The organism is Streptomyces sp. LUP30 (assembly GCF_001746365.1).
In the GTDB taxonomy this organism is placed as follows: domain Bacteria; phylum Actinomycetota; class Actinomycetes; order Streptomycetales; family Streptomycetaceae; genus Streptomyces.
Window position 1 is genome coordinate 40,475 of sequence record NZ_MJAJ01000050.1, and the last position, 25,293, is coordinate 65,767.

Sequence of the window (25,293 nt, forward strand, 5' to 3'; positions counted from 1 at the left end):
CGGGTGCTCGTGCCGAAGCCCCTCGGTCCCGGCCGATCCTCAGTCCCGGCCCATCTTCAGTCCCGGCCGATGGGCGACAGGACCGCCCCGGTGAGCTCCGCCAGAGCCGTCGGGGAGAGCTCCACCTCCAGGCCCCTGCGGCCCGCCGAGACACAGATCGTGGCGTGGGCCGTCGCCGAGTCGTCCAGGACCGTCGGGAGCTTCTTGCGCTGGCCCAGCGGGGAGATGCCGCCCCGGACGTAACCCGTCGTGCGTTCGGCCAGGGTGGGGTCGGCCATCGCCGCGCGTTTGCCGCCCACCGCCGCCGCCAGGGCCTTCAGGTCCAGGGAGCCGGCGACCGGGACCACGGCCAAAGTGAGGGTCCCGTCCACGTCCGCCACCAGGGTCTTGAAGACCCGGTCGGGGGAGACGCCCATCGCCTGGGCCGCCTCCTCGCCGTAGGACGGGTGGCCCGGATCGTGGTCGTAGGCGTGGACCGTGAAGTCCACGCCGGCCGCCGTCAGGGCCACCGTCGCGGGAGTGCCCCCGGACTGCTGCTGTTTCTTCGACTTCTTCGCCATTCGGGCCTTCTCGGTGACGTCAGTTGAGACTCGTCGGGCCGCGGGTCAGGTCCGCCGCGGGCAGCGAGGGCAGGTTCCGGATGATCGCGGTCTCGGCGCGCAGCAGGGTCAGCTCGTCCCGCAGCCTGGAGGCCGTGTCCGGGGCCTGCAGCAGCCGCTGCTTGCTGGGGGTGTCCAGCATCATCGCGGCGGCCACCAGGTACGACACCACCGACGGGTCGTCCGGGAGGTCGGCGCCCGTGCTCAGGGAGCGTTCGCGGGCGCCCGCCAGCCGCTTCTGGTACTGGCGGAACGACCGCAGCACGCCCTCCGCGAGGGCGCCCGCCTCGTCGCCCGGGTCCTCGGGCAGTTCCTGCAGCTCCGCGGTCAGGAACGGGCCCGAGGCGTCCACCGACAGGAGCTTCACGCGGGTCGTGCCGGTCGCCAGCACCTCGAAGGTGCCGTCGGTCCGCTCGCGGATCGTCGCCGCGTCGGCCACGCAGCCGACGCCGTGGAACGCCTTGACCGGGTCGTCGCCGAAACCGGCGGCGGGGCCGCGTTCGGGCAGCGCCGTCTGGTCGGGCAGGCCCGGGGAGCTGGGCGCCACCTCGTGGCCGTCGCGGATGGCGACGACGGCGAAGCGGCGCGATTCGTCCTCGGGGGTCTTCAGCAGATCGCGCATCATGGCGCGATAACGCTCCTCGAAGACGTTGAGCGGGAGTACGAGTCCCGGGAACAACACCGAGTTCAGGGGGAAGAGCGGCAGACGGACGGTGGTCACGACGCAGAAGCCTAGTGGTCCAGCGGGCGGGCTCGTCCGCCGTGCCCGTTTCCCGGATGCCAGGGGGGCTCCTCGGACGGTCCCGAGCGCACTTCCTCGCGGACCGCCAGGAAGTGGCCGAGGGGGTCGTCGGACAGCCGGTCCCAGGGGAAGGACGTGGCGTACGGGCCGATCAGACGCAGTTGGGCGAGGGCCTCGTCACGGCGGTCCAGGCGGACCAGGACGTACGTCAGCACGTTGCGGATCTCGGCCGGCCACGGGTCGGCGGCAGGGAAGCGGGCCGACAGCGCGACGGCTCGGTCGGCGGCCGCGTCCAGCCGTTCGCGCGGCACCTCGGGGCCGCAGCCGTCGGTCAGGTAGGCGAAAGCCGCCCGGGCAGGCAGCGCCTGGACGAGGGAGCCGGCCGGCGCGTCCTGCGCCGCCCGGTCGGCGAAGTCGAAGCACTCGCGGTGGGAGCCGTGCCAGGACTCGGCCAGATAGCGCTTGGCGGCCACATGGCAGCCGTAGTGGTGCGGGGCGCGGCGCACCGCGGCCGACCACAGCTCGCCGAAGTACTTGTGGCCGGCGTGTGTGCCGCGGGCGTGGTCCAGGGCGATCCGCCACGGCACCGGGTCGCGGACGTCGCTCTGCGCGGCCGCCGTGATCAGCGGGCTCACCTCGCGCAGCAGCTCGGCCCGGGCCGGCGAGTCCCACGCGCGGGCCACGGCGAGCTGCGCGGAGACGAGCAGGACGTCGGGGTCGCGCGGGGCGGCGGCGCGCCAGTCCTCGAACCACTCGGGGCGGGAGCGGGCGAAGGACGCCAGCCGGGTGGCGTACCGGTCGCGGTACTCCCACTCGGCGCGTTCGCGGGTGCGAAGCAGAAGGGCGGCGGCGGGAGCGTAGGCGCCCAGGCCGGCCGCGACCAGCGCGGGCCCGAGCCGGTCGTCGGGCACGTCGAGGAGCACCTCGTCGTCGGCGGGGAGCCCGGCGGCGCTGTGGGGGGCGACGTACCGTGCCGACCGGGTCGTCCGGGAGGCGCGGATGAAGGGGGGCAGCAGAGCCATGGTGCCGACCATTGAAAAGCCGCGGGTTCAGATCGCGCCAGAGGGTGCGGGCAACCTGTGGAAAGTTGTACGCCGCCGGGTCAAGGGAAGGTAAAAGGCGGGGCCTCTCCCGGAGTCGGGTACCGGTGCCGCTGCCGGGGCCGCCGCCGGGGGCGCGCCCCCCGGCGTGGGGGAGGTCAGCTCCGGCGCAGCAGACGCGTCGCTCCCGCCGCCACCGCCGTCGCCAGGATCCAGCCCAGCAGGATCAGCGCCGTCGACAGCCACTGCCAGCCCCCGTGCAGCTGCCACTGGCCGACCTGCCCCAGATCGATGACCGGCAGCAGCAGGTCCAGGGCGAACAGGGCCGGGTTCCAGGGCGGATGCCCTCCGGGATCGACCGCCGGATGCGCGGCGTGCGCGAAGGCCAGCGAACTCGCGGCCCACAGCACCGCCATCCACACCGCCGCCCGGCCCGGCCGGTACCCGTAGGCGACCGTCCAGTCCTGCGCGTAGCCCCAGAGCTTCGCAGCCGGCGGCAGGGTCTCGCGCCGACGGCGCTGCTTGGCCAGCAGGACCTCGCGGGCGTCCTCGTCCTCGCCGCCGGCCCGCAGCACGGCCGCCAGCCGCTCGTACGGCTCCGGGGCGTACTCGGCGGTCGCGGCGGCCACCCAGCTCAGCCGCTCCGCCAGCGAGAACGGACCCTGCGGCACGAGGTTCTCGTACGCGAAGCCGCCCATGTGCAGCCTCCCGGGACCCGGCCAGGCGCTCGCCCGGTCCACCAGGTTGACCACCCGCGCGCCGGACAGCACGACCTTGCCGCGCCTCGGCTGTTCCCCGAGGAAGCGCAGTTCGGACGTCTGGACCCGGCGCAGCGACAGCTCCTGGTCGTCCGTGAAGACGAACCGGGCCCGCTCCAGGTCCACCGCGTCCCCGAAGCGGCCGTCGTCCAGGCGCACCCCGCCCCGGCACTCGAAGCGCTGGATGCGCGTCCCGCGCGCGGGGGTCGTGCCGCTGAGCGCCTGCCCCCCGACGCCCGCCGGGGTCAGATACAGCGAGCGCTCCACGGTGAGCTGGGGCGCGTTCAGCGCCAGCCGCGTGTAGGGGTTGGCCAGCCGCGCCCCGCGCAGGCTCAGCGACACCCCGATCTTGGCGCTGCGCAGACTCAGCTCGCCGTGCGACTCCAGCAGCTCGGCCTGCAGGTCCTGGCCGACCGTCATACCGTCGGCGGCGATCGAGCGGCCCGTGCGGTCGCGGTAGACGATCGCCTGGTTGAGCAGCAGGTCCGTGCCGATGTGCGCGTCGGTGAGCCGGACGCCGTTGTGGAAGCGGCAGCGGGGCAGGTGCAGATCGCCCTCGGTGTGCAGCCGCGCGGCCTCCAGCCGAGGCACCGAGCAGTCCACCATCCGCAGAGTCGTGAACCGCGCCTCCGGCAGCCGCACCTCGCGCTCGAAGCGGCAGCGCTTCATCTCCACGTACGGCACCACCGTGCCGCCCGCGAGGTCCAGGGAGCCGCTGATCTGCACGCCGGCCAGCTTCAGCGAGGCCACCCGGCCGGCCAGCGCCGGCGGCCCGGCCAGCAGCAGCCAGGCCACGATCCGCGCCCGCACGGTGCGCGACTCGCCCCACGGATGCCCGCCGTGCGGGTCGTCGACGACCGTGTCCCCGCTGCTCAGGTCGTACACGCTGCCGTTGCGGAAGGCCTGCCACATGCCGGCCTCGGCGGCGGTCAGATCGTCCGGCAGATCTCCGGCGTCGCCTCCCGTTCGGATGCCCGCCCCCTCGGTCACTCCACGCGCCCCTCTCCTCACTCACTGCTTTCGCACAGCTGTTCATGCCCGGTGAACGGCCCCCGGACGCCGGACCCGAAGAGGATCTTCCGGTTTCCGGCCATGTTCTGTATCAGCCATTGATACGCGCGGACGACCCCCGATCCCGGTCTGAGAGAATTGACCACGTGATCTCCCGAATCGATCTGCGCGGCGACGCCCTCCCCGAGGGTCCCGCCCTGCGCGACGTGCTGCCCCGAGCCGACTTCGACGTCTCGGCCGCCCTGGAGAAGGTGCGTCCGATCTGCGAGGCCGTGCATCATCGGGGCGACGCGGCCCTGATCGACTTCGCGGAGAAGTTCGACGGCGTGCGGCTGGAATCCGTACGCGTGCCCGCGCGGGCGATCACCGACGCGCTGGAGCAGCTCGACCCGGCCGTGCGCGCGGCCCTCGAGGAGTCCATCCGCCGGGCCCGTCTCGTCCACCGCGAGCAGCGCCGTACGACGCACACCACCCAGGTCGTGCCCGGCGGCTCGGTGACCGAGAAGTGGGTTCCGGTCGGGCGGGTCGGTCTGTACGCGCCCGGCGGCCGGTCGGTCTACCCGTCGTCGGTGATCATGAACGCCGTGCCGGCCCAGGAGGCGGGCGTCGAGTCGATCGCCCTGGCCTCGCCGCCGCAGGCCGGGTTCGGCGGCCTTCCGCACCCGACGATCCTCGCCGCGTGCGCCCTGCTGGGCGTCGACGAGGTGTACGCGGTCGGCGGCGCCACCGCCGTCGCCATGTTCGCGTACGGCACCGAGTCCTGCGCTCCGGTGAACATGGTCACCGGCCCCGGCAACATCTGGGTGGCCGCCGCCAAGCGCTACTTCACCGGCAAGATCGGCATCGACGCGGAAGCCGGCCCGACCGAGATCGCGGTCCTCGCGGACTCCACCGCCGACCCCGTGCACGTCGCGGCCGACCTGATCAGCCAGGCCGAGCACGACCCGCTGGCCGCCGCGGTCCTGGTCACCGACTCCGAGGAACTGGCGGACGCCGTCGAGAAGGAGCTGGAGCCGCAGGTCGCGGCCACCCGGCACGTCGACGACCGGATCGTCCCCGCGCTCGCCGGCCGGCAGTCGGCGATCGTGCTCGTCGACGGCGTCGAGGAGGGCCTGCGGGTCGTCGACGCGTACGGCGCCGAGCACCTGGAGATCCAGACCGCCGACGCCGCGGCCGTGGCCGACCGGGTCAGGAACGCGGGCGCGATCTTCGTAGGCCCCTGGGCGCCGGTGTCCCTCGGCGACTACGCCGCCGGATCCAACCACGTCCTGCCCACGGGCGGCTGCGCCTGCCACTCCTCCGGGCTGTCAGTGCAGTCCTTCCTGCGGGGCGTCCACATCGTCGACTACACGCGCGAGGCGCTGGCCGACGTCGCCCACCACGTGGTGACGCTGGCGGAGGCGGAGGATCTGCCGGCGCACGGCGCGGCGATCAAGGCAAGGTTCGGGTGGAAGGTGCCCACGACCCAGTGAACATCGGAATCGACGATCTCCCCGTACGCGACGAATTGCGCGGCAAGTCCCCCTACGGCGCGCCCCAGCTCGACGTCCCCGTGCGGCTGAACACCAACGAGAACCCCTACCCGCTGCCCGAGCCGCTGGTCGAGCGGATCGCCGAGCGCGTGCGCGAGGCCGCCCGCCACCTCAACCGCTATCCGGACCGCGACGCGGTCGAGCTGCGCACCCGGCTCGCGCAGTACCTCACCGACACGACGGGGCACGCGGTCGGCCCGGCCGACGTGTGGGCCGCCAACGGCTCCAACGAGGTCATCCAGCAGCTGCTGCAGACCTTCGGCGGGCCCGGCCGCACCGCGATCGGCTTCGAGCCCTCGTACTCGATGCACGGGCTCATCGCGCGCGGCACCGGGACCGGCTGGATCTCCGGCCCCCGCAACGAGGACTTCACCGTCGACCTCGCGGCGGCCGAGAAGGCCATCGCCGAGCACCGCCCGGACGTCGTCTTCGTCACCACCCCCAACAACCCCACCGGCACCGCCGTCCCCGCCGAGACGGTCCTCGCCCTCTACGAGGCCGCCCAGGCCGCGAAGCCGTCCATGGTCGTCGTCGACGAGGCCTACGTCGAGTTCAGCCACAGCGCGTCACTGCTGCCGCTGCTCGAAGGACGGCCGAATCTCGTCGTCTCGCGGACGATGTCGAAGGCCTTCGGCGCGGCCGGACTGCGCCTCGGCTACCTCGCCGCGCACCCGGCGGTCGTGGACGCCGTGCAGCTCGTGCGGCTGCCGTACCACCTGTCGGCCGTCACCCAGGCGACCGCGCTGGCCGCACTGGAGCACACCGAGACGCTGCTGAAGTACGTGGAGCAGCTGAAGTCGGAGCGCGACCGGCTGGTGAGCGAGCTGCTCGCCGCCGGTTACGAGGTCACGGCGTCCGACGCCAACTTCGTGCAGTTCGGACGGTTCGACGACGCCCACGCCGTCTGGCAGCAGATCCTCGACCGGGGCGTCCTGGTCCGGGACAACGGCGTGCCCGGCTGGCTGCGGGTGACCGCCGGCACCCCCGAAGAGAACGACGCGTTCCTCGACGCGGTCCGTGAATTCAAGAAGGAGCAGAGCGCATGACTCGCGAAGGCCGTGTCGGCAGAATCGAGCGCACGACGAAGGAGACGTCGGTTCTCGTCGAGATCGACCTCGACGGCTCCGGCAAGGTCGACGTCGCGACCGGCGTCGGCTTCTACGACCACATGCTCGACCAGCTCGGCCGGCACGGTCTGTTCGACCTCACCGTGAAGACCGACGGCGACCTGCACATCGACTCCCACCACACCATCGAGGACACCGCCCTCGCGCTCGGCGCCGCCTTCAAGCAGGCCCTCGGCGACAAGGTGGGCATCTACCGCTTCGGCAACTGCACGGTCCCGCTGGACGAGTCGCTCGCCCAGGTGACCGTCGACCTGTCCGGCCGTCCCTACCTCGTGCACACCGAGCCCGAGAACATGGCGCCGATGATCGGCGAGTACGACACGACGATGACCCGGCACATCCTGGAGTCCTTCGTCGCGCAGGCGCAGATCGCCCTGCACGTGCACGTGCCCTACGGGCGCAACGCGCACCACATCGTGGAATGCCAGTTCAAGGCGCTGGCCCGGGCGCTGCGCTACGCCTCCGAGCGCGACCCGCGCGCGGCCGGCATCCTCCCCTCCACGAAGGGCGCGCTGTAACTCCATGAGCGGACTGTCCACCGTCCTCATCGTCGTCGGCCTCTTCCTCGCCGGAGGCGTCTACTCCTTCGTCAAGCAGAAGATGCCCAGGAGCCTGATCGTGCTGCTGTCGATCGGCGCCGCGATGTGTCTCGCGGCGGGCGTCGTGCGGCTGGAGGTGTGGAATTGAGCGCCGCCGCGAAGAGCGCGAAGAAGGTCGTCGTCTTCGACTACGGCTTCGGCAACGTCCGGTCCGCCGAGCGAGCCCTCGCCCGCACCGGCGCCGACGTCGAGATCACCCGTGACTTCGACGCGGCCATGAACGCCGACGGGCTGCTGGTGCCGGGCGTCGGCGCCTTCGCCGCCTGCATGCGGGGTCTGAAGGAAGCCCGGGGCGACTGGATCATCGGCCGCCGGCTGTCCGGCGGGCGCCCGGTGATGGGCATCTGCGTCGGCATGCAGATCCTTTTCGCCCGCGGCATCGAGCACGGCGTGGAGACCGAGGGCCTCGACGAATGGCCCGGCGCGGTCGAGCCGCTGCAGGCCGAGATCGTGCCCCACATGGGCTGGAACACCGTCGACGCCCCGGCCGGCTCCGAGCTGTTCGCCGGCCTGGACGCGGACGCGCGCTTCTACTTCGTGCACTCCTACGCCGTCCAGGACTGGTCCCTGGAAGTGCTCAACCCGACGATGCGCGCTCCCAAGGTGGCCTGGTCGACGCACGGCAAGCCGTTCGTGGCCGCCGTGGAGAACGGCGCCCTGTGGGCCACGCAGTTCCACCCCGAGAAGTCCGGCGACGCCGGAGCCCAGCTCCTCACCAACTGGATCGGAACACTGTGAGCAAGCTCGAACTCCTCCCCGCCGTCGACGTCCGCGACGGCCAGGCCGTCCGTCTCGTGCACGGCGAGTCGGGCACCGAGACCTCCTACGGCTCCCCGCTGGAGGCCGCCCTCGCCTGGCAGCGCTCGGGCGCCGAGTGGCTGCACCTGGTCGACCTGGACGCCGCGTTCGGCACCGGCGACAACCGCGCGCTGATCGCGGAGGTCGCGGGCGCGATGGACATCAAGGTGGAGCTCTCCGGCGGCATCCGCGACGACGACACCCTCGCCGCCGCCCTCGCCACCGGCTGCACGCGCGTGAACCTGGGCACGGCCGCCCTGGAGACGCCCGAGTGGGTGGCCAAGGTCATCTCCGAGTACGGCGACAGGATCGCGGTCGGCCTGGACGTCCGCGGCACGACCCTGCGCGGCCGCGGCTGGACCCGCGACGGCGGCGACCTCTACGAGACGCTGGCGCGCCTCGACAAGGAGGGCTGCGCGCGGTACGTCGTCACCGACATCGCCAAGGACGGCACGCTGCAGGGCCCGAACCTGGAGCTGCTGCGCAACGTGTGCGCCGTGACCGACCGCCCGGTCGTGGCGTCCGGCGGCGTCTCGTCCCTGGACGACCTGCGCGCCATCGCCGAGCTGGTGCCGCTCGGCGTCGAGGGCTCCATCGTCGGCAAGGCGCTGTACGCCGAGGCGTTCACCCTGGAAGAGGCACTGGAGGCGGTGGCCCGGTGAGCGAGCTGCGACGCGTCGCGACCGGCGCGCCCTGGGAGGACGTCTTCGGATACTCCCGCGCGGTGGAGCTGCCCAGCGGTCTGGTGCTGGTCTCCGGCTGCACCTCGATCGTGGACGGCGAAATCGCCGGCGGCGGCCCCTACGACCAGACGCTGAACGCCTTCAACGTCGCTTTCGCGGCCCTGGCGGAGCTGGGCCTCGGGCGCGAGGACGTCGTGCGCACCCGCATGTACCTCACCCACGCGCGGGACGTGGACGACGTCGGACGCGCTCACAAGGAGCTCTTCGACACCGTCCGGCCCGCCGCGTCCATGCTCATCGTGGCCGGTCTGGTGGACCCGAGTCTGGTGGTCGAGGTCGAGGTCGAGGCGTTCCGAAGGGGGGCCTCGGCATGACGCTCGCCGTACGGGTCATCCCCTGCCTGGACGTGGACGCCGGCCGGGTCGTCAAGGGCGTCAACTTCCAGAACCTGCGCGACGCGGGCGACCCCGTCGAGATGGCCAAGGTGTACGACGCCGAGGGCGCCGACGAGCTGACGTTCCTGGACATCACCGCCTCCTCGGGCAACCGCGAGACCACCTACGACGTGGTGCGCCGCACCGCCGAGCAGGTGTTCATCCCGCTGACCGTCGGCGGCGGGGTGCGCGCCCCGGAGGACGTCGACCGGCTGCTGCGGGCCGGCGCCGACAAGGTGGGCGTGAACACCGCCGCGATCGCCCGCCCGGAGCTGATCAGGGAGATCGCCGAGCGGTTCGGCAGTCAGGTGCTGGTGCTGTCGGTCGACGCCCGGCGGACGGCGTCGGGGTCCTTCGAGGTGACGACGCACGGCGGCCGCAAGGGCACCGGCATCGACGCCGTCGAGTGGGCGCACCGGGCGGCCGAGCTGGGCGCGGGCGAGATCCTGCTCAACTCGATGGACGCGGACGGCACGAAGGACGGCTACGACCTGGAGATGATCGCCGCCGTCCGCAAGCACGTCAGGGTTCCGGTGATCGCCTCCGGCGGCGCCGGACGGCTCACGGACTTCCCGCCGGCCGTCGAGGCGGGCGCGGACGCGGTGCTGGCCGCGTCGGTGTTCCACTTCGGCGACCTGAGGATCGGCGAGGTGAAGGACACGCTCCGGCAAGCGGGTCATCCGGTGCGGTGACACGCGCGCGGGTGCGCCGACGTGGGGCGAGCCCCGACCGCCTTGGTGGTCGGGGCTCTTCCATGACCAGATGCGAAAGGGAAATTGCACAAAAATTATTGCGCAACTTCTCTTTCGTTTCTACCGTGAGGGCATGAGCGGGGAGAACCGGCGGATCACCGACATGGGCACCTTGAAGGCGCTCGCCCACCCGATGCGGCTCAACCTGTACCGGGCGCTGTACCTGGAACGCGTGGCCACGGCCTCACGACTGGCCGAACTGGTCGACGAGGCCGTCTCGCTGGTCAGCTACCACCTGCGCAAACTCGCCGAACACGGACTGATCGAAGAGGCCGAACCGCAGAGCGCGGACGGGCGCGAGCGCTGGTGGCGGCCCGCCTCGGACGGCATCAGCGTCCACGACGAGGACTTCCGCGACGCACCCGAGAAGGCGGCCGCGCACCGGGCGGCCTCGCGGCTCTTCTTCGCCCACCGCAGCGAGCTGTACCACCGCCACCTGGACGAACGGGCCTCCTGGGCCCCCGAGTGGAACAGCGCCTCGTTCGATTCCGAGTACCTCTCCCGGCTGACCTCCGCCGAACTGGCCGAACTGGGCCGGGAGGTGCACGCCCTGATGGCCAGATACGTCGACAAGGGACGCGCGGCCGAGGCCGACGGCGACACCGAGGGGCGCGAGAACGTCGCCCTCCACCTGTACGGCTTCCCGTTCCGCCCCTGAGAGGCCCGGCCATGACCACCCTGCCCCGGACGTCCGACGCCCGAGCCGCCGAGCGCCCCGCCCACCGGGACGGCAACGTCCTGCGCTGGCTGGGCGCGTACGCCTCCTCGATGGCCGGGGACGGCGTCTACTACGTCGCCCTGTCCTGGGCCGCCGTCCAGGCCGGCACCCCCGCGCAGGCGGGACTGGTGCTGTCCGTGAGCGCACTGCCGCGCGCGGTGCTCATGCTGGGCGGGGGAGTGATCGCCGACCGGTTCGGGCCGCGCCGGGTCGTGATCGGCAGTGACGCGGTGCGCTGCGCGGCCGTGCTCGCCGTGGCGGGGCTGCTGCTCCTCACCGGTCCCCGGCTGTGGCCGCTCACGGCGCTCGCCCTGGTGTTCGGCACGGTGGACGCCGTGTTCGTGCCCGCCGTGGGCGCGCTGCCCGCCCGGATCACCGACCGCGGCCAGCTCGCCCGGGTGCAGGGCATGCGCGGCCTCGCCTACCGGTTCGCGGTCATCGTGGGCGCGCCGCTCGGCGGGCTCGGGGTTGCCGTGGGCGGCGCGGCCGCCGCGTTCGGGCTCGCCGGTCTGCTCATAGCCCTGTCCCTGCCGCTGCTGGTCCGCGTACGGATGCGGGAGCTGCCGCCGGACGACGCCGCGGACGCACGCGGCCGGACCGCCTGGGCCGATCTGGTGGCCGGTCTGCGTCACATCCGCCGCCACCGGGTCCTCGCCCCGCTCACGGCGGCCATCGCCCTCGGCGACCTCGGCTTCGTCGGACCGCTCAACGTGGGCCTGACCCTGCTCGCCGACGAACGCGGCTGGGGCGCCTCCGGCATGGGCTGGGTGCTGTCCGGGTTCGGCGTCGGCGCGGGCGCCGCCTCGCTGCTGCTGACCCTGCGGGGACGGCTCCCGCACGCCGGCCGGGTGGCCGGCGCGTCGATCCTGGCGGGCTCGCTGGCCATCGGCGCCCTCGCGTACGTGCCGACCCTCGCCGCGGCCGTCGGCACCGCCCTGCTGATCGGGCTGCTCGCCGGACTCAGCGGCGCCGTGTGCGCGGCCCTGCTGCAGACCCAGGCCGAACCCGCGTACCTGGGCCGCGTGACCGCCGTCTCCAGCCTGGTCAGCCTCGGCCTCACCCCGCTCAGCATGCCGCTGTCCGCCGCCGCCGTCGGCGCCTGGGGCACCGGCCCCGTGTTCGTGGTCAGCGCCGGGGTCTGCGGGCTCGGCGGGATCGTCGCCCTGGGCGTGCCCGCGCTGCGCCGCGCGGAACTCCCGCGCTGACGCCGCCCCCACCGCACCGACGGGATCAGATGCCGAGCTGCTTGCCGCCGTGCAGCCGGTCGATCGCCTCCTTCTCGCCGTCCAGCTCCACCACGGCGGCGCTCTGCCGGCCGTACAGGAGCAGCAGCAGCTCCGACGGCTCCCCGGTCGCCGTCACCACCGGGGTGCCTCGCTTGGCGACCGCCGTACGGCCGTCCGGGCGGCGCAGCACCAGCCCCGTCGCCGCGCCGCGGCCCATCAGCCGGGCGGTGCGCTCCAGCCGGGACCACAGAGCGTCCTGGAAGACCGGGTCGACGGCGCGCGGGGTCCAGTCGGGCCGGGCGCGGCGGACGTCCTCGGTGTGGACGTAGAACTCGATCGTGTTCGACGCCTCGTCCAGCTGCTTGAGCTGGAACGGCGAGAACCGCGGCGGGCCGGTGCGGATCAGCTGCAGGAGCTCCTCGTACGGCTTGGCGGCGAACTCCTCCATCGCCCTGTCCAGACGGGACGCGAGCTGCTTGATCAGAAGGCCCCCGGCGGCGTCCGGCCGGCGCTCGCGCACCACCACGTGCGCCGCCAGGTCCCGGGTCAACCAGCCCTCGCAGAGGGTCGGCGCCTCGGGACCCGCCGTTTCCAGGAGGTCCGCGAGCAGAAGCCGTTCACGCTTTGCGAAAGTCGACATGCGGCCAGCCTACGGCGACGCCGCGGCCGCGCCCACCCGTCGGAATCGCGCCATCGGCGCCCGCCCCCTGCCCACCCTTTGGACACCGCGCCGTCACTGTCAGTGGCGCGCGGCACAATGGCACCCATGACCAGCACGCCCCCGCCCGCCCGCCACGCGAGCAGTCGTCTCGCCCCCGAGATCGCCGCGCGCCTCAAGCGCAGCGCCGACGGACTCGTCCCCGCCATCGCCCAGCAGTACGACACCGGTGAGGTGCTCATGCTCGGCTGGATGGACGACGAGGCGCTGCACCGCACGCTCACCACCGGCCGCTGCACCTACTGGTCGCGCAGCCGCCGCGAGTACTGGGTGAAGGGCGACACCTCCGGCCACTTCCAGTGGGTCAGATCCGTCGCCCTCGACTGCGACGCGGACACCGTGCTCGTCAAGGTCGACCAGGTCGGCGCCGCCTGCCACACCGGCGCCCGCACCTGCTTCGACGCCGACGTGCTCCTCACGGCCACCGCCGCCGACGCCCCCGCGGCAGCCGATTCCGGCCGCCCCGCCTCGGATCAGTAAGGTCAGCCGCCATGGACCTCGAGACGTTCCGCAAGCTGGCCTCCGACCGTCGCGTCATTCCGGTCACCCGCAAGCTCCTCGCCGACGGCGACACCCCGGTCGCGCTCTACCGCAAGCTCGCCGCCGAGCGCCCCGGCACCTTCCTGCTGGAGTCCGCGGAGAACGGCCGCACGGCATTTCGATGGTCCCGGTACTCCTTCGTGGGCGTCCGCAGCGCCGCCACGCTCACCACGCGCGAGGGCCGGACCCACTGGCTCGGCACCCCGCCCGTCGGCGTCCCCGCCGACGGCGACCCGCTCGCCGCGCTGCGGGCCACCATCGAGACCCTCCACACCCCGCACCAGGAGGGCATGCCGCCCTTCACCGGCGGCATGGTCGGCTACCTCGGCTACGACATCGTGCGCCGCCTGGAGAAGATCGGCCCCGGCGAGCGGGACGACCTGCGGCTCCCCGAGCTGACCATGCTCCTGACCAGCGACCTCGCCGTCATGGACCACTGGGAGGGCTCCGTCCTGCTGATCGCCAACGCGATCAACCACAACGACCTCGACACGGGCGTCGACGAGGCCTACGCCGACGCGGTGGCCCGGCTCGACGCCATGGAGGCCGACCTCTCCCGCCCGGTCGCCCAGCCCCCGGCCGTGCTGCCGCCCTCCGAACTCCCCGAGTACACCGCCCTGTGGGGCGGCCCCGACTTCCGGGCGGCCGTCGAGGACATCAAGGAGCGCATCCGCGCCGGCGAGGCCTTCCAGGTCGTCCCCTCCCAGCGCTTCGAGACGCCGTGCACCGCGAGCGCGCTGGACGTCTACCGGGTCCTGCGGGCGACGAACCCCTCGCCGTACATGTACCTGTTCCGCTTCGACGGCTTCGACGTCGTGGGCTCCTCCCCGGAGGCCCTGGTCAAGGTCGAGGACGGACACGCCATGGTCCACCCCATCGCCGGCACCCGGCACCGCGGCGCCACCCCGCAGGAGGACCAGGCCCTCGCCGACGAACTGCTCGCCGACCCCAAGGAGCGCGCCGAGCACCTCATGCTCGTCGACCTGGGCCGCAACGACCTGGGCCGGGTCTGCGAGCCGGGCTCGGTCGAGGTCGTCGACTTCATGTCCGTCGAGCGGTACTCGCACGTGATGCACATCGTCTCCACGGTCACCGGCAAGGTCGCCCCGGGCCGCACCGCCTTCGACGTCCTCACCGCCTGCTTCCCCGCCGGCACCCTCTCCGGCGCGCCCAAGCCGCGCGCCCTGCAGATCATCGACGAACTGGAGCCCTCCCGGCGCGGCCTGTACGGCGGCTGCGTCGGCTACCTGGACTTCGCGGGCGACTCCGACACCGCCATCGCCATCCGCACCGCCCTGCTGCGCGACGGCACCGCCTACGTCCAGGCCGGGGCGGGCATCGTCGCCGACTCCGACCCGGTCGCCGAGGACCAGGAGTGCCGCAACAAGGCGGCGGCCGTCCTGCGCGCCGTCCACACCGCCAACCGGCTCGGCTGACAGGCCGCTTCGCGGACGGTCCGGCGGCGATAGGACGCGTCTCACGTGAACCCCGGGTGCCGGTTCGCCCGGGGTTCAGGCGATAGTGGAGTACGTGACTGCTGCTGTTCCTCCTCCCCGTTCCGAAACCGCCGCCGCCCGGTCGAGCCGCCGAAGCCTCGCCGTCGCCCTCCTGAGCGGCGCGCTGGGCTCGGCCGTGACCCTGCTGGCCACCCGCCAGCGCTGGTCCGAGGGCACGGCGACGGTCGCCGGCGGCCCCTTCTCCCTGACCGCCCGCGGCAGCGACGTCACGGGCGTGCCCGCGGCGCTCGCCATAGTGGGCCTGGCCGCCCTCGTCGCCGTCTTCGCGGTCCGCAGGGCCGGCCGGCTCGCCGTCTCCGCCCTGCTCGCGCTCTCCGGAGCCGGGATCATGGCCGCCGCCCTGCTCGGCGCCGGCGACAGCTCCGCGCTCGACGAACAGGCCGCCAAGGCCACCGGCGACACCTCGGCCGCCGTCGCCTCCTTCAGCCACACCGCCTGGCCCTACGCCGCTGCCGTGGGCGGCGCGCTGATCCTCCTCGCCGGTCTGCTCGCCCTGCGCTACGGCCGCCGCTGGCCCGCCATGTCCGGCCGCTACGAACGCGACGGGGCCCCGCGTCCCCGGCGGGCGGCCAGGGCCGCCGACCCCGAGCGGCCGGAGGAGATGTGGAAGGCCCTGGACCGGGGCGAGGACCCGACCGGTATGGACCCGGCCTGACCAGGTCGCCGTCCCGATCGCCGATGTGGTGAATCAGACTCGACGGGATCCCACCCCCGCGTCCGGCGCGCCCGCGCGTACGGGACAATGGACGACGAGCGTCCGGCTCGGACGGACACAGAGACAGCAACGAGGAGCAAGTCATGGCGGGCAGCAGCCACGGACACACCCCGGCCGCCTGGACCGGCGTCACCATCGCCTTCATCGGTTTCGCCGTCGCGGGCGTGTTCATGGTGATGGCTGAGCCCATCGGCTTCTGGGCCGGCATGGTGATCGTGGCGCTCGGCGGCGTCGTCGGCGCGGCCATGCGCGCCGCGGGTCTGGGCCAGCCCAAGGAGACGCACCCCGTGCACCAGGTCGCGGCGACGACGGCCAAGCCGACCGCCGAGCCGGCCGGCGTCGAGGGCTGAGCCCCGCAGGACTTCGTGAGGGGCGGCCGGTGCGGACCGGCCGCCCCTCACGCGCGCGGCGCCACTCCGGGGCAGAATGCCAGGCGTGAACGCCGACAGCCGGCGCGTGACGCCGACCGCCGTGGGCCGGCTGGCCGTGCCCGCAGGGATCCTCGTGGCCGTCGTCGCGGCCTTCGCGTACGTGGGAGCCGTCGATCCCAACGAACCCGGCCACTACCCGGTCTGCCCCCTGCTGCGCGTCACCGGTCTGTACTGCCCCGGCTGCGGCGGCCTGCGCAGCGCGCACGCCTTCGTGCACGGACACTTCCAGGCCGCCCTCCAGGACAACGCGATGGCCGTCGTCGCGTATCTGGGCTTCGCGGTGGTGTGGACCGTATGGGTGGTCCGCGTGGCCCGCGGACGGCCCGTGCGCATCGACCTCACCTCGGCGCAGCTGTGGACCCTGGGCGCTTCGCTGCTGGTCTTCACCGTCGTCCGGAACCTGCCCTTCGGCGGCTGGCTGCATCCTTGATCAACGGGCGAACGCGCAGTACGGAGGCACCTTCCGGGCGGGTCGTGCGAAGCTGGTCCGAGGGCGGGAGAGGGATCGCCGTCAACCGGATGCGAAGCCTGCGCCTCCCTCCGGATACCATCGCAGTGACCACCTTTTTCTCCACCGGTCGCTGGAACTGTCCACCGTCTCTCAGGCATCGGAAGGGGGCCGCTCGCGTGAGTGTGCTCGACGAGATCATCGACGGAGTCCGTGCCGACCTCGCGGAGCGGCAGGCGCGCGTCAGCCTCGACGAGCTCAAGGAGCGCGCGGCGAAGGCCCCCGCCGCCAAGGACGGTGTGGCCGCGCTCCGGGGCGACGGCGTCAAGGTGATCTGCGAGGTCAAGCGCTCCAGCCCGTCCAAGGGCGCGCTGGCCGCGATCGCCGACCCGGCCGGCCTGGCCGCCGACTACGAGGCGGGCGGCGCCGCCGTCATCTCCGTCCTCACCGAACAGCGCCGCTTCGGCGGCTCGCTCGCCGACCTCGAGGCGGTCCGCGCGCGGGTCGACATCCCCGTGCTGCGCAAGGACTTCATCGTCACCTCCTACCAGCTGTGGGAGGCCCGCGCCTACGGCGCCGACCTCGCCCTGCTGATCGTCGCCGCCCTGGAGCAGTCGGCCCTGGAGTCGCTGATCGAGCGTGCCGTGTCGATCGGCCTCACCCCCCTCGTCGAGGTCCACGACGAGGACGAGGTGGACCGCGCGGTCGACGCGGGCGCCAAGGTGATCGGCGTCAACGCGCGCAACCTCAAGACCCTGGAGGTCGACCGGGGCACCTTCGAGCGGGTTGCCCCCGAGATCCCGGCGCACATCGTCAAGATCGCCGAGTCCGGGGTGCGCGGCCCGCACGACCTCATCGCGTACGCCAACGCCGGCGCCGACGCGGTCCTGGTCGGCGAGTCCCTGGTGACCGGCCGCGACCCCAAGACCGCGGTCGCCGACCTGGTGGCGGCGGGCGAACACCCCGCACTGCGCCACGGCCGCGGCTGAGCGGCCGGTAGGGTAGACGCCGATGACTGTCACCGTGACCGCCGTGGACCGCTACGCCCGCCTCGCGCGTGGCTGCCGTCCCCGCGGTTGCCGCGCGCCGGCGCGCAGGGTGCACGGTCGCCGGGTGCGCTACGTCATCGGTGACGAACCCGGACAGGTCAACGGCATGCGATGGCCTGACCGGGGGCGCGGGGCAGTGTCCCGACATGCGGCTGCGCCGTCCGAGCGCGACCGGCCGCACACGGCCTGAGGCCGTACGACAACCCTCCGCCCCCACGGCGATCAGTGTTTTCCACTAACTCACCGTGAGGTTTCCGCATGCCCAGCGAGTTCTTCATTCCCGACCCCGAGGGTCAGGTGCCCAGCGCCGACGGCTACTTCGGCGCGTTCGGCGGCAAGTTCATCCCGGAGGCCCTCGTCGCCGCCGTGGACGAGGTCGCCGTCGAGTACGACAAGGCCAAGCACGACCCCGAGTTCGCCCGCGAGCTCGACGACCTGCTCGTCCACTACACCGGCCGCCCCAGCTCCCTCACCGAGGTGCCGAGGTTCGCCGAGCACGCCGGTGGCGCGCGGGTGTTCCTCAAGCGTGAGGACCTCAACCACACCGGCTCCCACAAGATCAACAACGTGCTCGGTCAGGCGCTGCTCACCCGGCGCATGGGCAAGACCCGCGTCATCGCCGAGACCGGCGCGGGCCAGCACGGCGTCGCCACGGCCACCGCCTGCGCGCTCTTCGGGCTCGAGTGCACCATCTACATGGGCGAGATCGACACCGAGCGGCAGGCCCTCAACGTGGCCCGCATGCGCATGCTGGGCGCCGAGGTCGTGGCCGTGAAGTCGGGCAGCCGCACACTGAAGGACGCCATCAACGAGGCGTTCCGCGACTGGGTCGCCAACGTCGACCGCACGCACTACCTGTTCGGCACGGTCGCCGGGCCGCACCCCTTCCCCGCGATGGTCCGCGACTTCCACCGGGTCATCGGCGTCGAGGCGCGCCGCCAGGTCCTGGAGCGCGCCGGCCGGCTGCCCGACGCGGCCGTCGCCTGCGTCGGCGGCGGCTCCAACGCCATCGGCCTCTTCCACGCCTTCATCCCGGACGCCGGCGTCCGGCTCATCGGCTGCGAGCCGGCCGGTCACGGCATCGAGACCGGCGAGCACGCGGCGACCCTCACCGCGGGCGAGCCCGGCATCCTGCACGGCTCGCGCTCCTACGTCCTGCAGGACGACGAGGGCCAGATCACCGAGCCCTACTCCATCTCGGCGGGCCTGGACTACCCGGGCATCGGCCCCGAGCACTCCTACCTCAAGGACACCGGCCGCGGCGAGTACCGCGCGGTCACCGACGACGCGGCCATGCAGGCGCTGCGTCTGCTGTCGCGCACCGAGGGCATCATCCCGGCCATCGAGAGCGCGCACGCGCTGGCCGGCGCCCTGGAGGTCGGCAAGGAGCTGGGCAGGGACGGGCTGATCGTCGTCAACCTTTCCGGTCGCGGCGACAAGGACATGGACACGGCCGCCCGTTACTTCGGCCTGTACGACACCGACGCCGAGGTCGCCGCCGACGCGGCCGACACCGCCGAGATCGAGGGGGACGCCAAGTGAGCGGGAACATCCAGCTGCTGTCGGACACCCTCGCGGGCGCCAGGGCCGAGGACCGGGCCGCGCTGATCGCCTACCTCCCGGCCGGCTTTCCGACCGTGGACGGCGGCATCGAGGCGATCAAGGCCGTCCTGGACGGCGGAGCGGACGTCGTCGAGGTCGGTCTGCCGCACAGTGACCCCGTCCTGGACGGCCCGGTCATCCAGACCGCCGACGACATCGCCCTGCGCGGCGGAGTGCGCATCGCGGACGTCATGCGCACGGTCCGGGAGGCGTTCGCGGCCAGCGGCAAGCCGATCCTGGTCATGACGTACTGGAACCCCATCGACCGCTACGGCGTCGAGCGGTTCACCGCCGAGCTGGCCGAAGCGGGCGGCGCGGGCTGCATCCTGCCCGACCTGCCGGTGCAGGAGTCCGCGCTGTGGAGGGAGCACGCCGACAAGCACGGTCTCGCCACGGTCTTCGTCGTGGCGCCGAGCAGCCAGGACGCGCGCCTGGCGCGGATCACCGAGGCGGGCAGCGGCTTCGTCTACGCCGCTTCGCTGATGGGCGTCACCGGCACCCGCGAGTCGGTGGGCGCGCAGGCCCACGACCTGGTGGAACGGACCCGGGCCACCGGCGCCGGCCTGCCCGTCTGCGTCGGCCTCGGCGTCTCCGACGCCCGGCAGGCCGCCGAGGTGGCCGGCTTCGCCGACGGCGTGATCGTCGGCTCGGCGTTCGTCAAGCGGATGCTCGACGCGCCGGACGACGCGGCCGGGGTCGAGGCGGTCCGCGCGCTCGCGGGCGAGCTGGCGAGGGGCGTGCGCCGCCAGGTGTGACCAGAGGGTCGGTCACCCGAACGGGTGGACCTGGGGTCGGGGAGGCGCAATGCGCCTCCCCGGTTCGTTCTGGGGGTGTGAGCGAGAAGAATCGTGACGGAAAGCGCAACGCCCGCGAACGGCTGGCGGCGGAGCGCGAGAAGCAGAAGGCCGCCGAGCGGCGGCGGCGCACACTGATCGTCGGCGCGAGCGTGGTCTGTGTGCTCGGCCTGGCCGCGGTGATCGGCGTCGTCGCCGCGAACTCCGGCAAGGACGACAGCGCGAAGAAGGCGGGGCCGGTCGTGGCGCCTTCCGGGGCCCTGGGCCAGGACGCGCTGGCGATCCCCGTCGGCAAGGAGGGCGCCAAGTCCACGCTCACGGTGTGGGAGGACTTCCGCTGCCCGGCCTGCAAGGGGTTCGAGACGGCGTACCGCCCCACCGTCCACGGGCTGACGAACGCCGGAAAGCTCAAGGTCGAGTACCACCTGGCCACCCTCATCGACGGGAACATGGGCGGCAGCGGCTCCCGCCGGGCGGCCAACGCGGCGGCCTGCGCCCAGGACGCCGGGAAGTTCTCCGCGTACCACGACGTGCTCTACGAGAACCAGCCGGAGGAGACGAAGGACGCCTACGCCGAGAACAGCAGACTGATCGAGCTCGCGGGCAAGGTCGACGGGCTCGACACCCCCGCTTTTCGCACCTGCGTCCAGGACGGCACGCACGACAGCTGGGTCGTGAAGTCCAACCAGGCCTTCCAGAACGGCCACTTCGGCGGCACCCCGACCGTGTTGCTCAACGGCAAGAACATCTACCAGGACCAGTCGATGACACCGGCGAAGCTGAAGCGGATGGTGGAGGAGGCCGACCAGGGGTGACGGGAGGGGTAAGGCCTCTTCACACCCGCCCGTTATGGAGCCGTAGCCGGGCTGCCCGCCGTCGGCCCGGCCCGGCACGGTAGCGTCGACCCTGCCATGGAACTTGCCTACATTCCCAGCCCGTCGCACGGGGTGCTGTACCTCGGCCCCGTACCGCTGCGCGGCTACGCGTTCTGCATCATCATCGGCGTCTTCGTCGCGGTCTGGCTCGGCAACCGGCGCTGGGTCGCCCGGGGCGGGCGGGTCGGGACGGTGGCCGACATCGCCGTCTGGGCGGTGCCCTTCGGGCTGGTCGGCGGCCGGCTCTACCACGTGATCACGGACTACGAGCTGTACTTCAGCGCGGGCCGTGACTGGGTGGACGCCTTCAAGGTCTGGGAGGGCGGCCTCGGTATCTGGGGCGCGATCGCGCTCGGTGCGGTGGGGGCCTGGATCGGCTGCCGTCGCCGGGGGATCCCGCTGCCCGCGTACGCCGACGCCATCGCGCCCGGGATCGCCCTCGCGCAGGCGATCGGCCGCTGGGGCAACTGGTTCAACCAGGAGCTGTACGGCAAGGAGACCGACCTCCCCTGGGCCCTGCACATCACGTCGTCGGCGGACGGCCGGGTACCGGGCTACTACCACCCGACCTTCCTGTACGAGTCGCTGTGGTGCATCGGCGTCGCCCTCCTCGTCATCTGGGCCGACCGCCGCTTCAAGCTGGGCCACGGCCGGGCGTTCGCCCTGTACGTGGCGGCGTACTGCGTGGGCCGCGCATGGATCGAGTACATGCGGGTCGACGACGCCCACCACATCCTGGGCCTGCGGCTCAACGACTGGACCGCGCTGGTCGTCTTCCTGCTCGCGGTGACGTACATCGTCATCTCGGCGAAGAAGCGGCCCGGGCGCGAGGCGGTCGTCGAGCCGGGCGCGGACGCCTCCGGCGACACCGCCGGGGCCGAGACCGACGGCGAGGACGAGCCGAAGGCCGAGGCCGAGACCGAGAGCCCCGAGAAGAACGCTGAGAACAGCGCGGACGTGGGCGTCGGGAAGGGCGCGGCGAAGACCGGCTCCGAGGACGAGTCCGCCGCTGCCGCGAAGCCCTCGGGCGCGAAGGCCGGGACCGACGCCGAGGGAGAGGCCGAGGCCGACGCCGACGCGCAGGCCGAGACCGCGCAGGAGGCCGAAGCCGAGGCCGGGGCCACCGCGGGCGGCGTGAAGAAGGACGAAGCGGAGTCGGCCGGCAAGAAGCGCTGACGGCCGACGGTACGACGACGAGGGCGCCCGGGTTCTGCCGGGCGCCTTCGTCGTGTGCGGGCGGGTTCAGTCGCCGCGGGCCGCCAGCGACAGGGTGCGCTGGGCGGCCGCCACCACGGCCGCGTCCACGAAGCGACCGTCCGGCAGGGCCTGGGCGCCCTGTTCGGTGGCCGCCGCCTTCACGATCGTCTCGGCGTCCTCCAGTTCCTGCTGGGTGGGCAGGTAGGCCCGTTCGATGATCGGGAGCTGGCGGGGGTGGATGGCCGCGCGGCCCAGGAAGCCCAGGGTGCGGCCGTGGGCGCAGCTGACGGCGAGGCCGTCCAGGTCCCGGATGTCGGGATGCACCGACTGCGGCGGCGGCGCCAGGCCGGCGGCCCGGGCGGCGACGACCACGCGGGAGCGGCACCAGTCGAGGCCGGCGTCCGCGCGGACGCCGAGGTCGGCGCGGAGGTCGGCCTCGCCGAGGGCGACGCCGCGCACGGCGGGGTGGGCGGAGGCGATGGCGTAGGCGTGTTCGACGCCCAGGGCCGTCTCCAGGAGGGCGTGGAGGGGGGTGGCCCCGCCTTCGGTCCGCTGTGTGGTCCGGGCGACGCGGGTGATCTGGTGCGGGGACGTCACCTTGGGCAGGCGCAGGCCGCGGACTCCGGGCAGGGCGGCCAGCGTGCGCAGGTCCGCCGCGGCGAACGGGGTGTCCAGGGCGTTGACCCGCACGTGCACGGGCACCGGCTGGGGCTCGCGCAGGCGCTCGGCGGTGGCGGCGCGGGCGTACTCCTTGCGGTCCGGGGCGACCGCGTCCTCCAGGTCGACGATGACGACGTCGGCGCCGCAGGCGAGAGCCTTGGTGACGGTCTGCGGACGGTCACCCGGCACATAGAGCCACGTCAGAGGAGGTGCTGTCATACGGCGCCCTCCGCGCGCAGGGCGTTCAGCTCGGCCGCCGTGAGGCCCAGCTCGGTCAGGACGGTCTCCGTGTCGGCGCCATGCGGGCGGCCCGCCCAGCGGATCGCGCCAGGGGTCGCCGAGAGGCGGAAGAGGACGTTCTGCATACGGATGCGCCCCAGCTCCGGGTCGTCGACGGCGGTGATCGTGTCGAGGGCCTGGTACTGCGGATCGGCCATCACGTCCCGGACGTCCTGGACCGGGGCGACGGCCGCCTCCGCCTTCTCGAAGGCGGCGAGGACGTCGGTCCGGGTGCGGGTGGCGATCCAGGCGCCGACCGCCCCGTCGAGGACGTCGGCGTGCGCGGCACGGTCGGCGCCCGTCGCGAACCAGGGCTCGTCGATCAGATCGGGTCGGCCGACCAGGCGCATCACCCGTTCCGCGACGGACTGAGCCGAGGTCGACACGGCGACCCAGCCTCCGTCGGATGTGCGGTAGGTGTTGCGAGGGGCGTTGTTCGCGGACCGGTTGCCGGTGCGGGCCTGGACGTAGCCGAGCTGGTCGTACCAGAGGGGCTGGGGGCCGAGCACGGTGAGGATGGGCTCGATGATCGCCATGTCGACGACCTGGCCCTCGCCCGTGCGGTCGCGGGCGGCGAGGGCCGTCATGACGGCGTAGGCGGTGGCCAGGCCGGCGATCGAGTCGGCCAGGCCGAACGGCGGGAGGGTCGGCGAGGCGTCCGGCTCTCCCGTGATGGCCGCGAACCCGCTCATCGCCTCGGCGAGGGTGCCGAAGCCGGGGCGGTGCGCGTAGGGGCCGAACTGGCCGAAGGCGGTGACCCGGGCGAGGACCAGCCGGGGGTTGGCCGCCGACAGCTCCTCCCAGCCGAGGTCCCACTTCTCCAGGGTGCCGGGACGGAAGTTCTCGATGATCACGTCGGCGGTGGCGGCCAGCCGGAGCAGGGTGGCGCGGCCGCCCGGCCTGGACAGGTTCAGGGTGATGGTGCGCTTGTTGCGGCCGAGGAGTTTCCACCACAGGCCCACCCCGTCCTTGGCGGGGCCGTGCCCGCGGGAGGGGTCGGGCTGGGCGGGGTGCTCGACCTTGACGACCTCCGCGCCGAAGTCGCCGAGCATGGTCGCGGCGAGCGGGCCGGCGAAGAGGGTGGCGAGGTCGAGGACGCGTACACCCTGCAGGGGAGGGGTCGTCCCGGTCATGAGGCGTACTGCGTCTCGGTCTCGGAGCGGTACGTCAGGTCGGCGCCGACGCCCGCGGGGGCCCCGCGGGTCGAGCGAAGCCGGGGGTGCGGGGCGCGGAACTCCCTTGCCGGCACGGTCTCTCCGCGCTGCTGGGGTTTCTCGACGCGGGCGACCAGGGCCGTGTTCGTGCTGCCGAGCACGACGATGTCGGTCATGGGCGGGAAGCCTCCCGGTGGGTGAGGGACCAGGTCAGGTGGGCCAGGGTGTCGAAGCCGACGCCGTTGAAGTCGGCGACCGAGGTGGCCAGTCGGTTCTTGAGGGGGGCCGTCCAGTGGTCGGGGAGGGCGGCGGGGTCGCCGGCGAGGAGGGCGGCCACACCGCCGGCCGTCGCGCCGGCCGAGTCGGTGTCCAGGCCGCCGGCCACGGCGCCGCGGACGGAGCGGGTGAAGTCGCCGTCCGCGTGGGTGAGGGCGGCGGCGATCAGGGCGGTGTTGGGGACGGCGTGGACCCAGTGGGAGGTCCGGTGCGCGGCGTGGAGTTCGTCCACGACGGTGTCGAACTCGTCCGGGCGGGAGTGTTCTTCGGCGAGCCGGACGGCGTGCGCGACGGCCCGGAAGAGTCGGGAGCGCGGGGGGACGACGGTCAGCCCGGTGCGCAGACAGGCGTGGACGTCCTGGTCGCCGGTCGCGGCCGCGGCGATGACGGCCGCCGTGAACATCGCCGCGTAGACGCCGTTGGCGGTGTGGGTGAGACAGGCGTCGCGGTGCGCCTGTTCGGCGGCGGCGGCCGGGTCGCCGGGGTTGGTCCAGCCGTGGACGTCGGCGCGGATCAGGGCGCCGATCCACTCGCGGAAGGGGTTGCGGTGGCGGGCGGTGTGCGGGGGTTCGACGCCGCACAGCAGGTTGCGCAGGGCTACGCGCTCGGCGGTGAAGGCGCGGCCGGGCGGGAGTTCGTCGAGCCAGAGCCGGGCGACGTCCGCGGTGGTGAAGTCCTTGCCGTGGCGTTGCAGCAGGAGCAGGTTGAGCAGCGGGTAGTTGAGGTCGTCGTCCTCGGGCATGCCGTCGATGTTCTCCGCGAGCGAGGTGCTCGCCGAGCGGCGGTTCCAGGGGTGGGCGTCGAGGAGGGGGCCGGGGACCCCTAGGGCGGTGAAGTACCCGGTGAGGGGCCAGTTCCCGGTGGCGCGGGCGAGGGCGCGGACGGCGTCCAGGGGAAGCTTCTCGACGGGTTTGCCGAGGAGGCAGCCGACGGCGCGGCCCAGCCAGGCCGCCTCCAGCCGGGCCGGCGCGGCGGCCGGGGCGGCGGGGGCGGCCGGGGTTCCGGCGGGGAGGGGGGCC

30 protein-coding genes are annotated in these 25,293 nt (G+C 73.2%); 21 read left to right on the forward strand and 9 right to left on the reverse strand.

The window, feature by feature from the left end:
* Nucleotides 1-56: 56 nt before the first annotated feature.
* From ybaK to BG482_RS31565, 4 genes are all read right to left on the reverse strand, one after another.
* Complete coding sequence (ybaK, locus tag BG482_RS31550) at nucleotides 57-560, reverse strand: Cys-tRNA(Pro) deacylase (protein WP_069772609.1); 504 nt, start codon at nucleotides 558-560, stop codon at nucleotides 57-59.
* A 19-nt stretch (nucleotides 561-579) separates the two neighbouring features.
* Nucleotides 580-1,320, reverse strand: a complete 741-nt coding sequence (locus tag BG482_RS31555) for an LON peptidase substrate-binding domain-containing protein (RefSeq protein WP_069772610.1) — start codon at nucleotides 1,318-1,320, stop codon at nucleotides 580-582.
* A gap of 11 nt (nucleotides 1,321-1,331) precedes the next feature.
* Nucleotides 1,332-2,375, reverse strand: a complete 1,044-nt coding sequence (locus BG482_RS31560) for a hypothetical protein (RefSeq protein WP_069772611.1) — start codon at nucleotides 2,373-2,375, stop codon at nucleotides 1,332-1,334.
* 164 nt (nucleotides 2,376-2,539) lie between these two features.
* On the reverse strand, nucleotides 2,540-4,129 hold the full coding sequence (locus BG482_RS31565; RefSeq protein WP_069772612.1) for an oxidoreductase: 1,590 nt from the start codon (nucleotides 4,127-4,129) through the stop codon (nucleotides 2,540-2,542).
* Nucleotides 4,130-4,296: 167 nt separating this feature from the next.
* Here BG482_RS31565 and hisD point away from each other — a divergent pair, with 167 nt between their 5' ends.
* From hisD to BG482_RS31610, 10 genes are all read left to right on the forward strand, one after another.
* Nucleotides 4,297-5,622: a histidinol dehydrogenase gene (gene hisD / locus BG482_RS31570; protein WP_069772613.1), complete on the forward strand. Its 1,326-nt coding sequence runs from the start codon at nucleotides 4,297-4,299 to the stop codon at nucleotides 5,620-5,622.
* The gene (locus BG482_RS31575) at nucleotides 5,619-6,728 is read left to right on the forward strand and encodes a histidinol-phosphate transaminase (RefSeq protein WP_069772614.1); all 1,110 of its coding nucleotides are present in this window, start codon (nucleotides 5,619-5,621) and stop codon (nucleotides 6,726-6,728) included. Before hisD ends, BG482_RS31575 begins: the two co-directional genes overlap by 4 nt.
* A complete protein-coding gene (hisB, locus tag BG482_RS31580; protein ID WP_069772615.1) occupies nucleotides 6,725-7,327 on the forward strand; it encodes an imidazoleglycerol-phosphate dehydratase HisB in 603 nt (200 codons plus the stop codon). The genes BG482_RS31575 and hisB overlap by 4 nt, the downstream gene beginning before the upstream one ends.
* A 4-nt stretch (nucleotides 7,328-7,331) precedes the next feature.
* Nucleotides 7,332-7,496, forward strand: a complete 165-nt coding sequence (locus tag BG482_RS44225; protein WP_176741521.1) for a hypothetical protein — start codon at nucleotides 7,332-7,334, stop codon at nucleotides 7,494-7,496.
* Entirely contained in the window at nucleotides 7,493-8,146 is a 654-nt protein-coding gene (gene hisH / locus BG482_RS31585) for an imidazole glycerol phosphate synthase subunit HisH (protein ID WP_370745932.1), read from the forward strand. The genes BG482_RS44225 and hisH overlap by 4 nt, the downstream gene beginning before the upstream one ends.
* Nucleotides 8,143-8,868, forward strand: coding sequence for a bifunctional 1-(5-phosphoribosyl)-5-((5-phosphoribosylamino)methylideneamino)imidazole-4-carboxamide isomerase/phosphoribosylanthranilate isomerase PriA (priA, locus tag BG482_RS31590; RefSeq protein ID WP_069772617.1), 726 nt, complete (start codon nucleotides 8,143-8,145; stop codon nucleotides 8,866-8,868). Before hisH ends, priA begins: the two co-directional genes overlap by 4 nt.
* Nucleotides 8,865-9,263: a RidA family protein gene (locus tag BG482_RS31595; protein ID WP_069772618.1), complete on the forward strand. Its 399-nt coding sequence runs from the start codon at nucleotides 8,865-8,867 to the stop codon at nucleotides 9,261-9,263. The genes priA and BG482_RS31595 overlap by 4 nt, the downstream gene beginning before the upstream one ends.
* Nucleotides 9,260-10,015, forward strand: a complete 756-nt coding sequence (gene hisF / locus BG482_RS31600) for an imidazole glycerol phosphate synthase subunit HisF (RefSeq protein ID WP_069772619.1) — start codon at nucleotides 9,260-9,262, stop codon at nucleotides 10,013-10,015. Before BG482_RS31595 ends, hisF begins: the two co-directional genes overlap by 4 nt.
* A 133-nt stretch (nucleotides 10,016-10,148) precedes the next feature.
* The gene (locus tag BG482_RS31605; protein ID WP_069772620.1) at nucleotides 10,149-10,733 is read left to right on the forward strand and encodes a transcriptional regulator; all 585 of its coding nucleotides are present in this window, start codon (nucleotides 10,149-10,151) and stop codon (nucleotides 10,731-10,733) included.
* 11 nt (nucleotides 10,734-10,744) lie between these two features.
* A complete protein-coding gene (locus tag BG482_RS31610; RefSeq protein ID WP_069772621.1) occupies nucleotides 10,745-11,998 on the forward strand; it encodes an MFS transporter in 1,254 nt (417 codons plus the stop codon).
* A gap of 25 nt (nucleotides 11,999-12,023) precedes the next feature.
* Here BG482_RS31610 and BG482_RS31615 read toward each other — a convergent pair whose 3' ends face one another.
* Nucleotides 12,024-12,659: a TIGR03085 family metal-binding protein gene (locus BG482_RS31615; protein ID WP_069772622.1), complete on the reverse strand. Its 636-nt coding sequence runs from the start codon at nucleotides 12,657-12,659 to the stop codon at nucleotides 12,024-12,026.
* 126 nt (nucleotides 12,660-12,785) lie between these two features.
* Between BG482_RS31615 and hisI the strand changes: the two genes are divergently transcribed.
* The 11 genes from hisI to lgt all read left to right on the forward strand — a co-directional run bounded on the left by hisI (nucleotide 12,786) and on the right by lgt (nucleotide 21,884).
* Nucleotides 12,786-13,217, forward strand: coding sequence for a phosphoribosyl-AMP cyclohydrolase (gene hisI, locus BG482_RS31620; RefSeq protein ID WP_069772637.1), 432 nt, complete (start codon nucleotides 12,786-12,788; stop codon nucleotides 13,215-13,217).
* An 11-nt stretch (nucleotides 13,218-13,228) separates the two neighbouring features.
* Nucleotides 13,229-14,713, forward strand: coding sequence for an anthranilate synthase component I (locus BG482_RS31625; protein WP_069772623.1), 1,485 nt, complete (start codon nucleotides 13,229-13,231; stop codon nucleotides 14,711-14,713).
* Nucleotides 14,714-14,798: 85 nt separating this feature from the next.
* The gene (locus tag BG482_RS31630; protein ID WP_069772624.1) at nucleotides 14,799-15,449 is read left to right on the forward strand and encodes a TIGR02234 family membrane protein; all 651 of its coding nucleotides are present in this window, start codon (nucleotides 14,799-14,801) and stop codon (nucleotides 15,447-15,449) included.
* 143 nt (nucleotides 15,450-15,592) lie between these two features.
* Nucleotides 15,593-15,859: an HGxxPAAW family protein gene (locus tag BG482_RS31635; RefSeq protein ID WP_069772625.1), complete on the forward strand. Its 267-nt coding sequence runs from the start codon at nucleotides 15,593-15,595 to the stop codon at nucleotides 15,857-15,859.
* A 76-nt stretch (nucleotides 15,860-15,935) separates the two neighbouring features.
* The gene (locus tag BG482_RS31640; protein ID WP_069772626.1) at nucleotides 15,936-16,370 is read left to right on the forward strand and encodes a DUF2752 domain-containing protein; all 435 of its coding nucleotides are present in this window, start codon (nucleotides 15,936-15,938) and stop codon (nucleotides 16,368-16,370) included.
* Nucleotides 16,371-16,567: 197 nt separating this feature from the next.
* Nucleotides 16,568-17,377, forward strand: a complete 810-nt coding sequence (gene trpC, locus BG482_RS31645) for an indole-3-glycerol phosphate synthase TrpC (RefSeq protein ID WP_069772627.1) — start codon at nucleotides 16,568-16,570, stop codon at nucleotides 17,375-17,377.
* A 22-nt stretch (nucleotides 17,378-17,399) separates the two neighbouring features.
* Complete coding sequence (gene trpM, locus BG482_RS46265; protein WP_079142396.1) at nucleotides 17,400-17,627, forward strand: tryptophan biosynthesis modulator TrpM; 228 nt, start codon at nucleotides 17,400-17,402, stop codon at nucleotides 17,625-17,627.
* Between the two features lie 68 nt (nucleotides 17,628-17,695).
* Entirely contained in the window at nucleotides 17,696-18,979 is a 1,284-nt protein-coding gene (gene trpB / locus BG482_RS31650) for a tryptophan synthase subunit beta (protein ID WP_069772628.1), read from the forward strand.
* Nucleotides 18,976-19,794, forward strand: a complete 819-nt coding sequence (gene trpA / locus BG482_RS31655) for a tryptophan synthase subunit alpha (protein WP_069772629.1) — start codon at nucleotides 18,976-18,978, stop codon at nucleotides 19,792-19,794. Before trpB ends, trpA begins: the two co-directional genes overlap by 4 nt.
* Before the next feature lie 77 nt (nucleotides 19,795-19,871).
* Nucleotides 19,872-20,648: a thioredoxin domain-containing protein gene (locus BG482_RS31660; protein ID WP_069772630.1), complete on the forward strand. Its 777-nt coding sequence runs from the start codon at nucleotides 19,872-19,874 to the stop codon at nucleotides 20,646-20,648.
* 96 nt (nucleotides 20,649-20,744) lie between these two features.
* Nucleotides 20,745-21,884, forward strand: coding sequence for a prolipoprotein diacylglyceryl transferase (gene lgt, locus BG482_RS31665; RefSeq protein WP_079142398.1), 1,140 nt, complete (start codon nucleotides 20,745-20,747; stop codon nucleotides 21,882-21,884).
* A 66-nt stretch (nucleotides 21,885-21,950) separates the two neighbouring features.
* Here lgt and BG482_RS31670 read toward each other — a convergent pair whose 3' ends face one another.
* From BG482_RS31670 to BG482_RS31685, 4 genes are all read right to left on the reverse strand, one after another.
* A complete protein-coding gene (locus BG482_RS31670; RefSeq protein WP_069772631.1) occupies nucleotides 21,951-22,784 on the reverse strand; it encodes a CoA ester lyase in 834 nt (277 codons plus the stop codon).
* Nucleotides 22,781-23,977 (reverse strand): CaiB/BaiF CoA-transferase family protein, encoded by a 1,197-nt coding sequence (locus tag BG482_RS31675; RefSeq protein ID WP_069772632.1) that lies wholly within the window; start codon nucleotides 23,975-23,977, stop codon nucleotides 22,781-22,783. The genes BG482_RS31670 and BG482_RS31675 overlap by 4 nt, the downstream gene beginning before the upstream one ends.
* Nucleotides 23,974-24,174 carry a hypothetical protein gene (locus BG482_RS31680; RefSeq protein WP_069772633.1) on the reverse strand — a complete coding sequence of 67 codons (201 nt, stop codon included), beginning with the start codon at nucleotides 24,172-24,174 and terminating at the stop codon, nucleotides 23,974-23,976. The genes BG482_RS31675 and BG482_RS31680 overlap by 4 nt, the downstream gene beginning before the upstream one ends.
* Nucleotides 24,171-25,293 (reverse strand): ADP-ribosylglycohydrolase family protein (locus tag BG482_RS31685; RefSeq protein WP_069772634.1); only part of this gene is annotated, 1,123 nt, incomplete at its 5' end. The genes BG482_RS31680 and BG482_RS31685, both read right to left, overlap by 4 nt.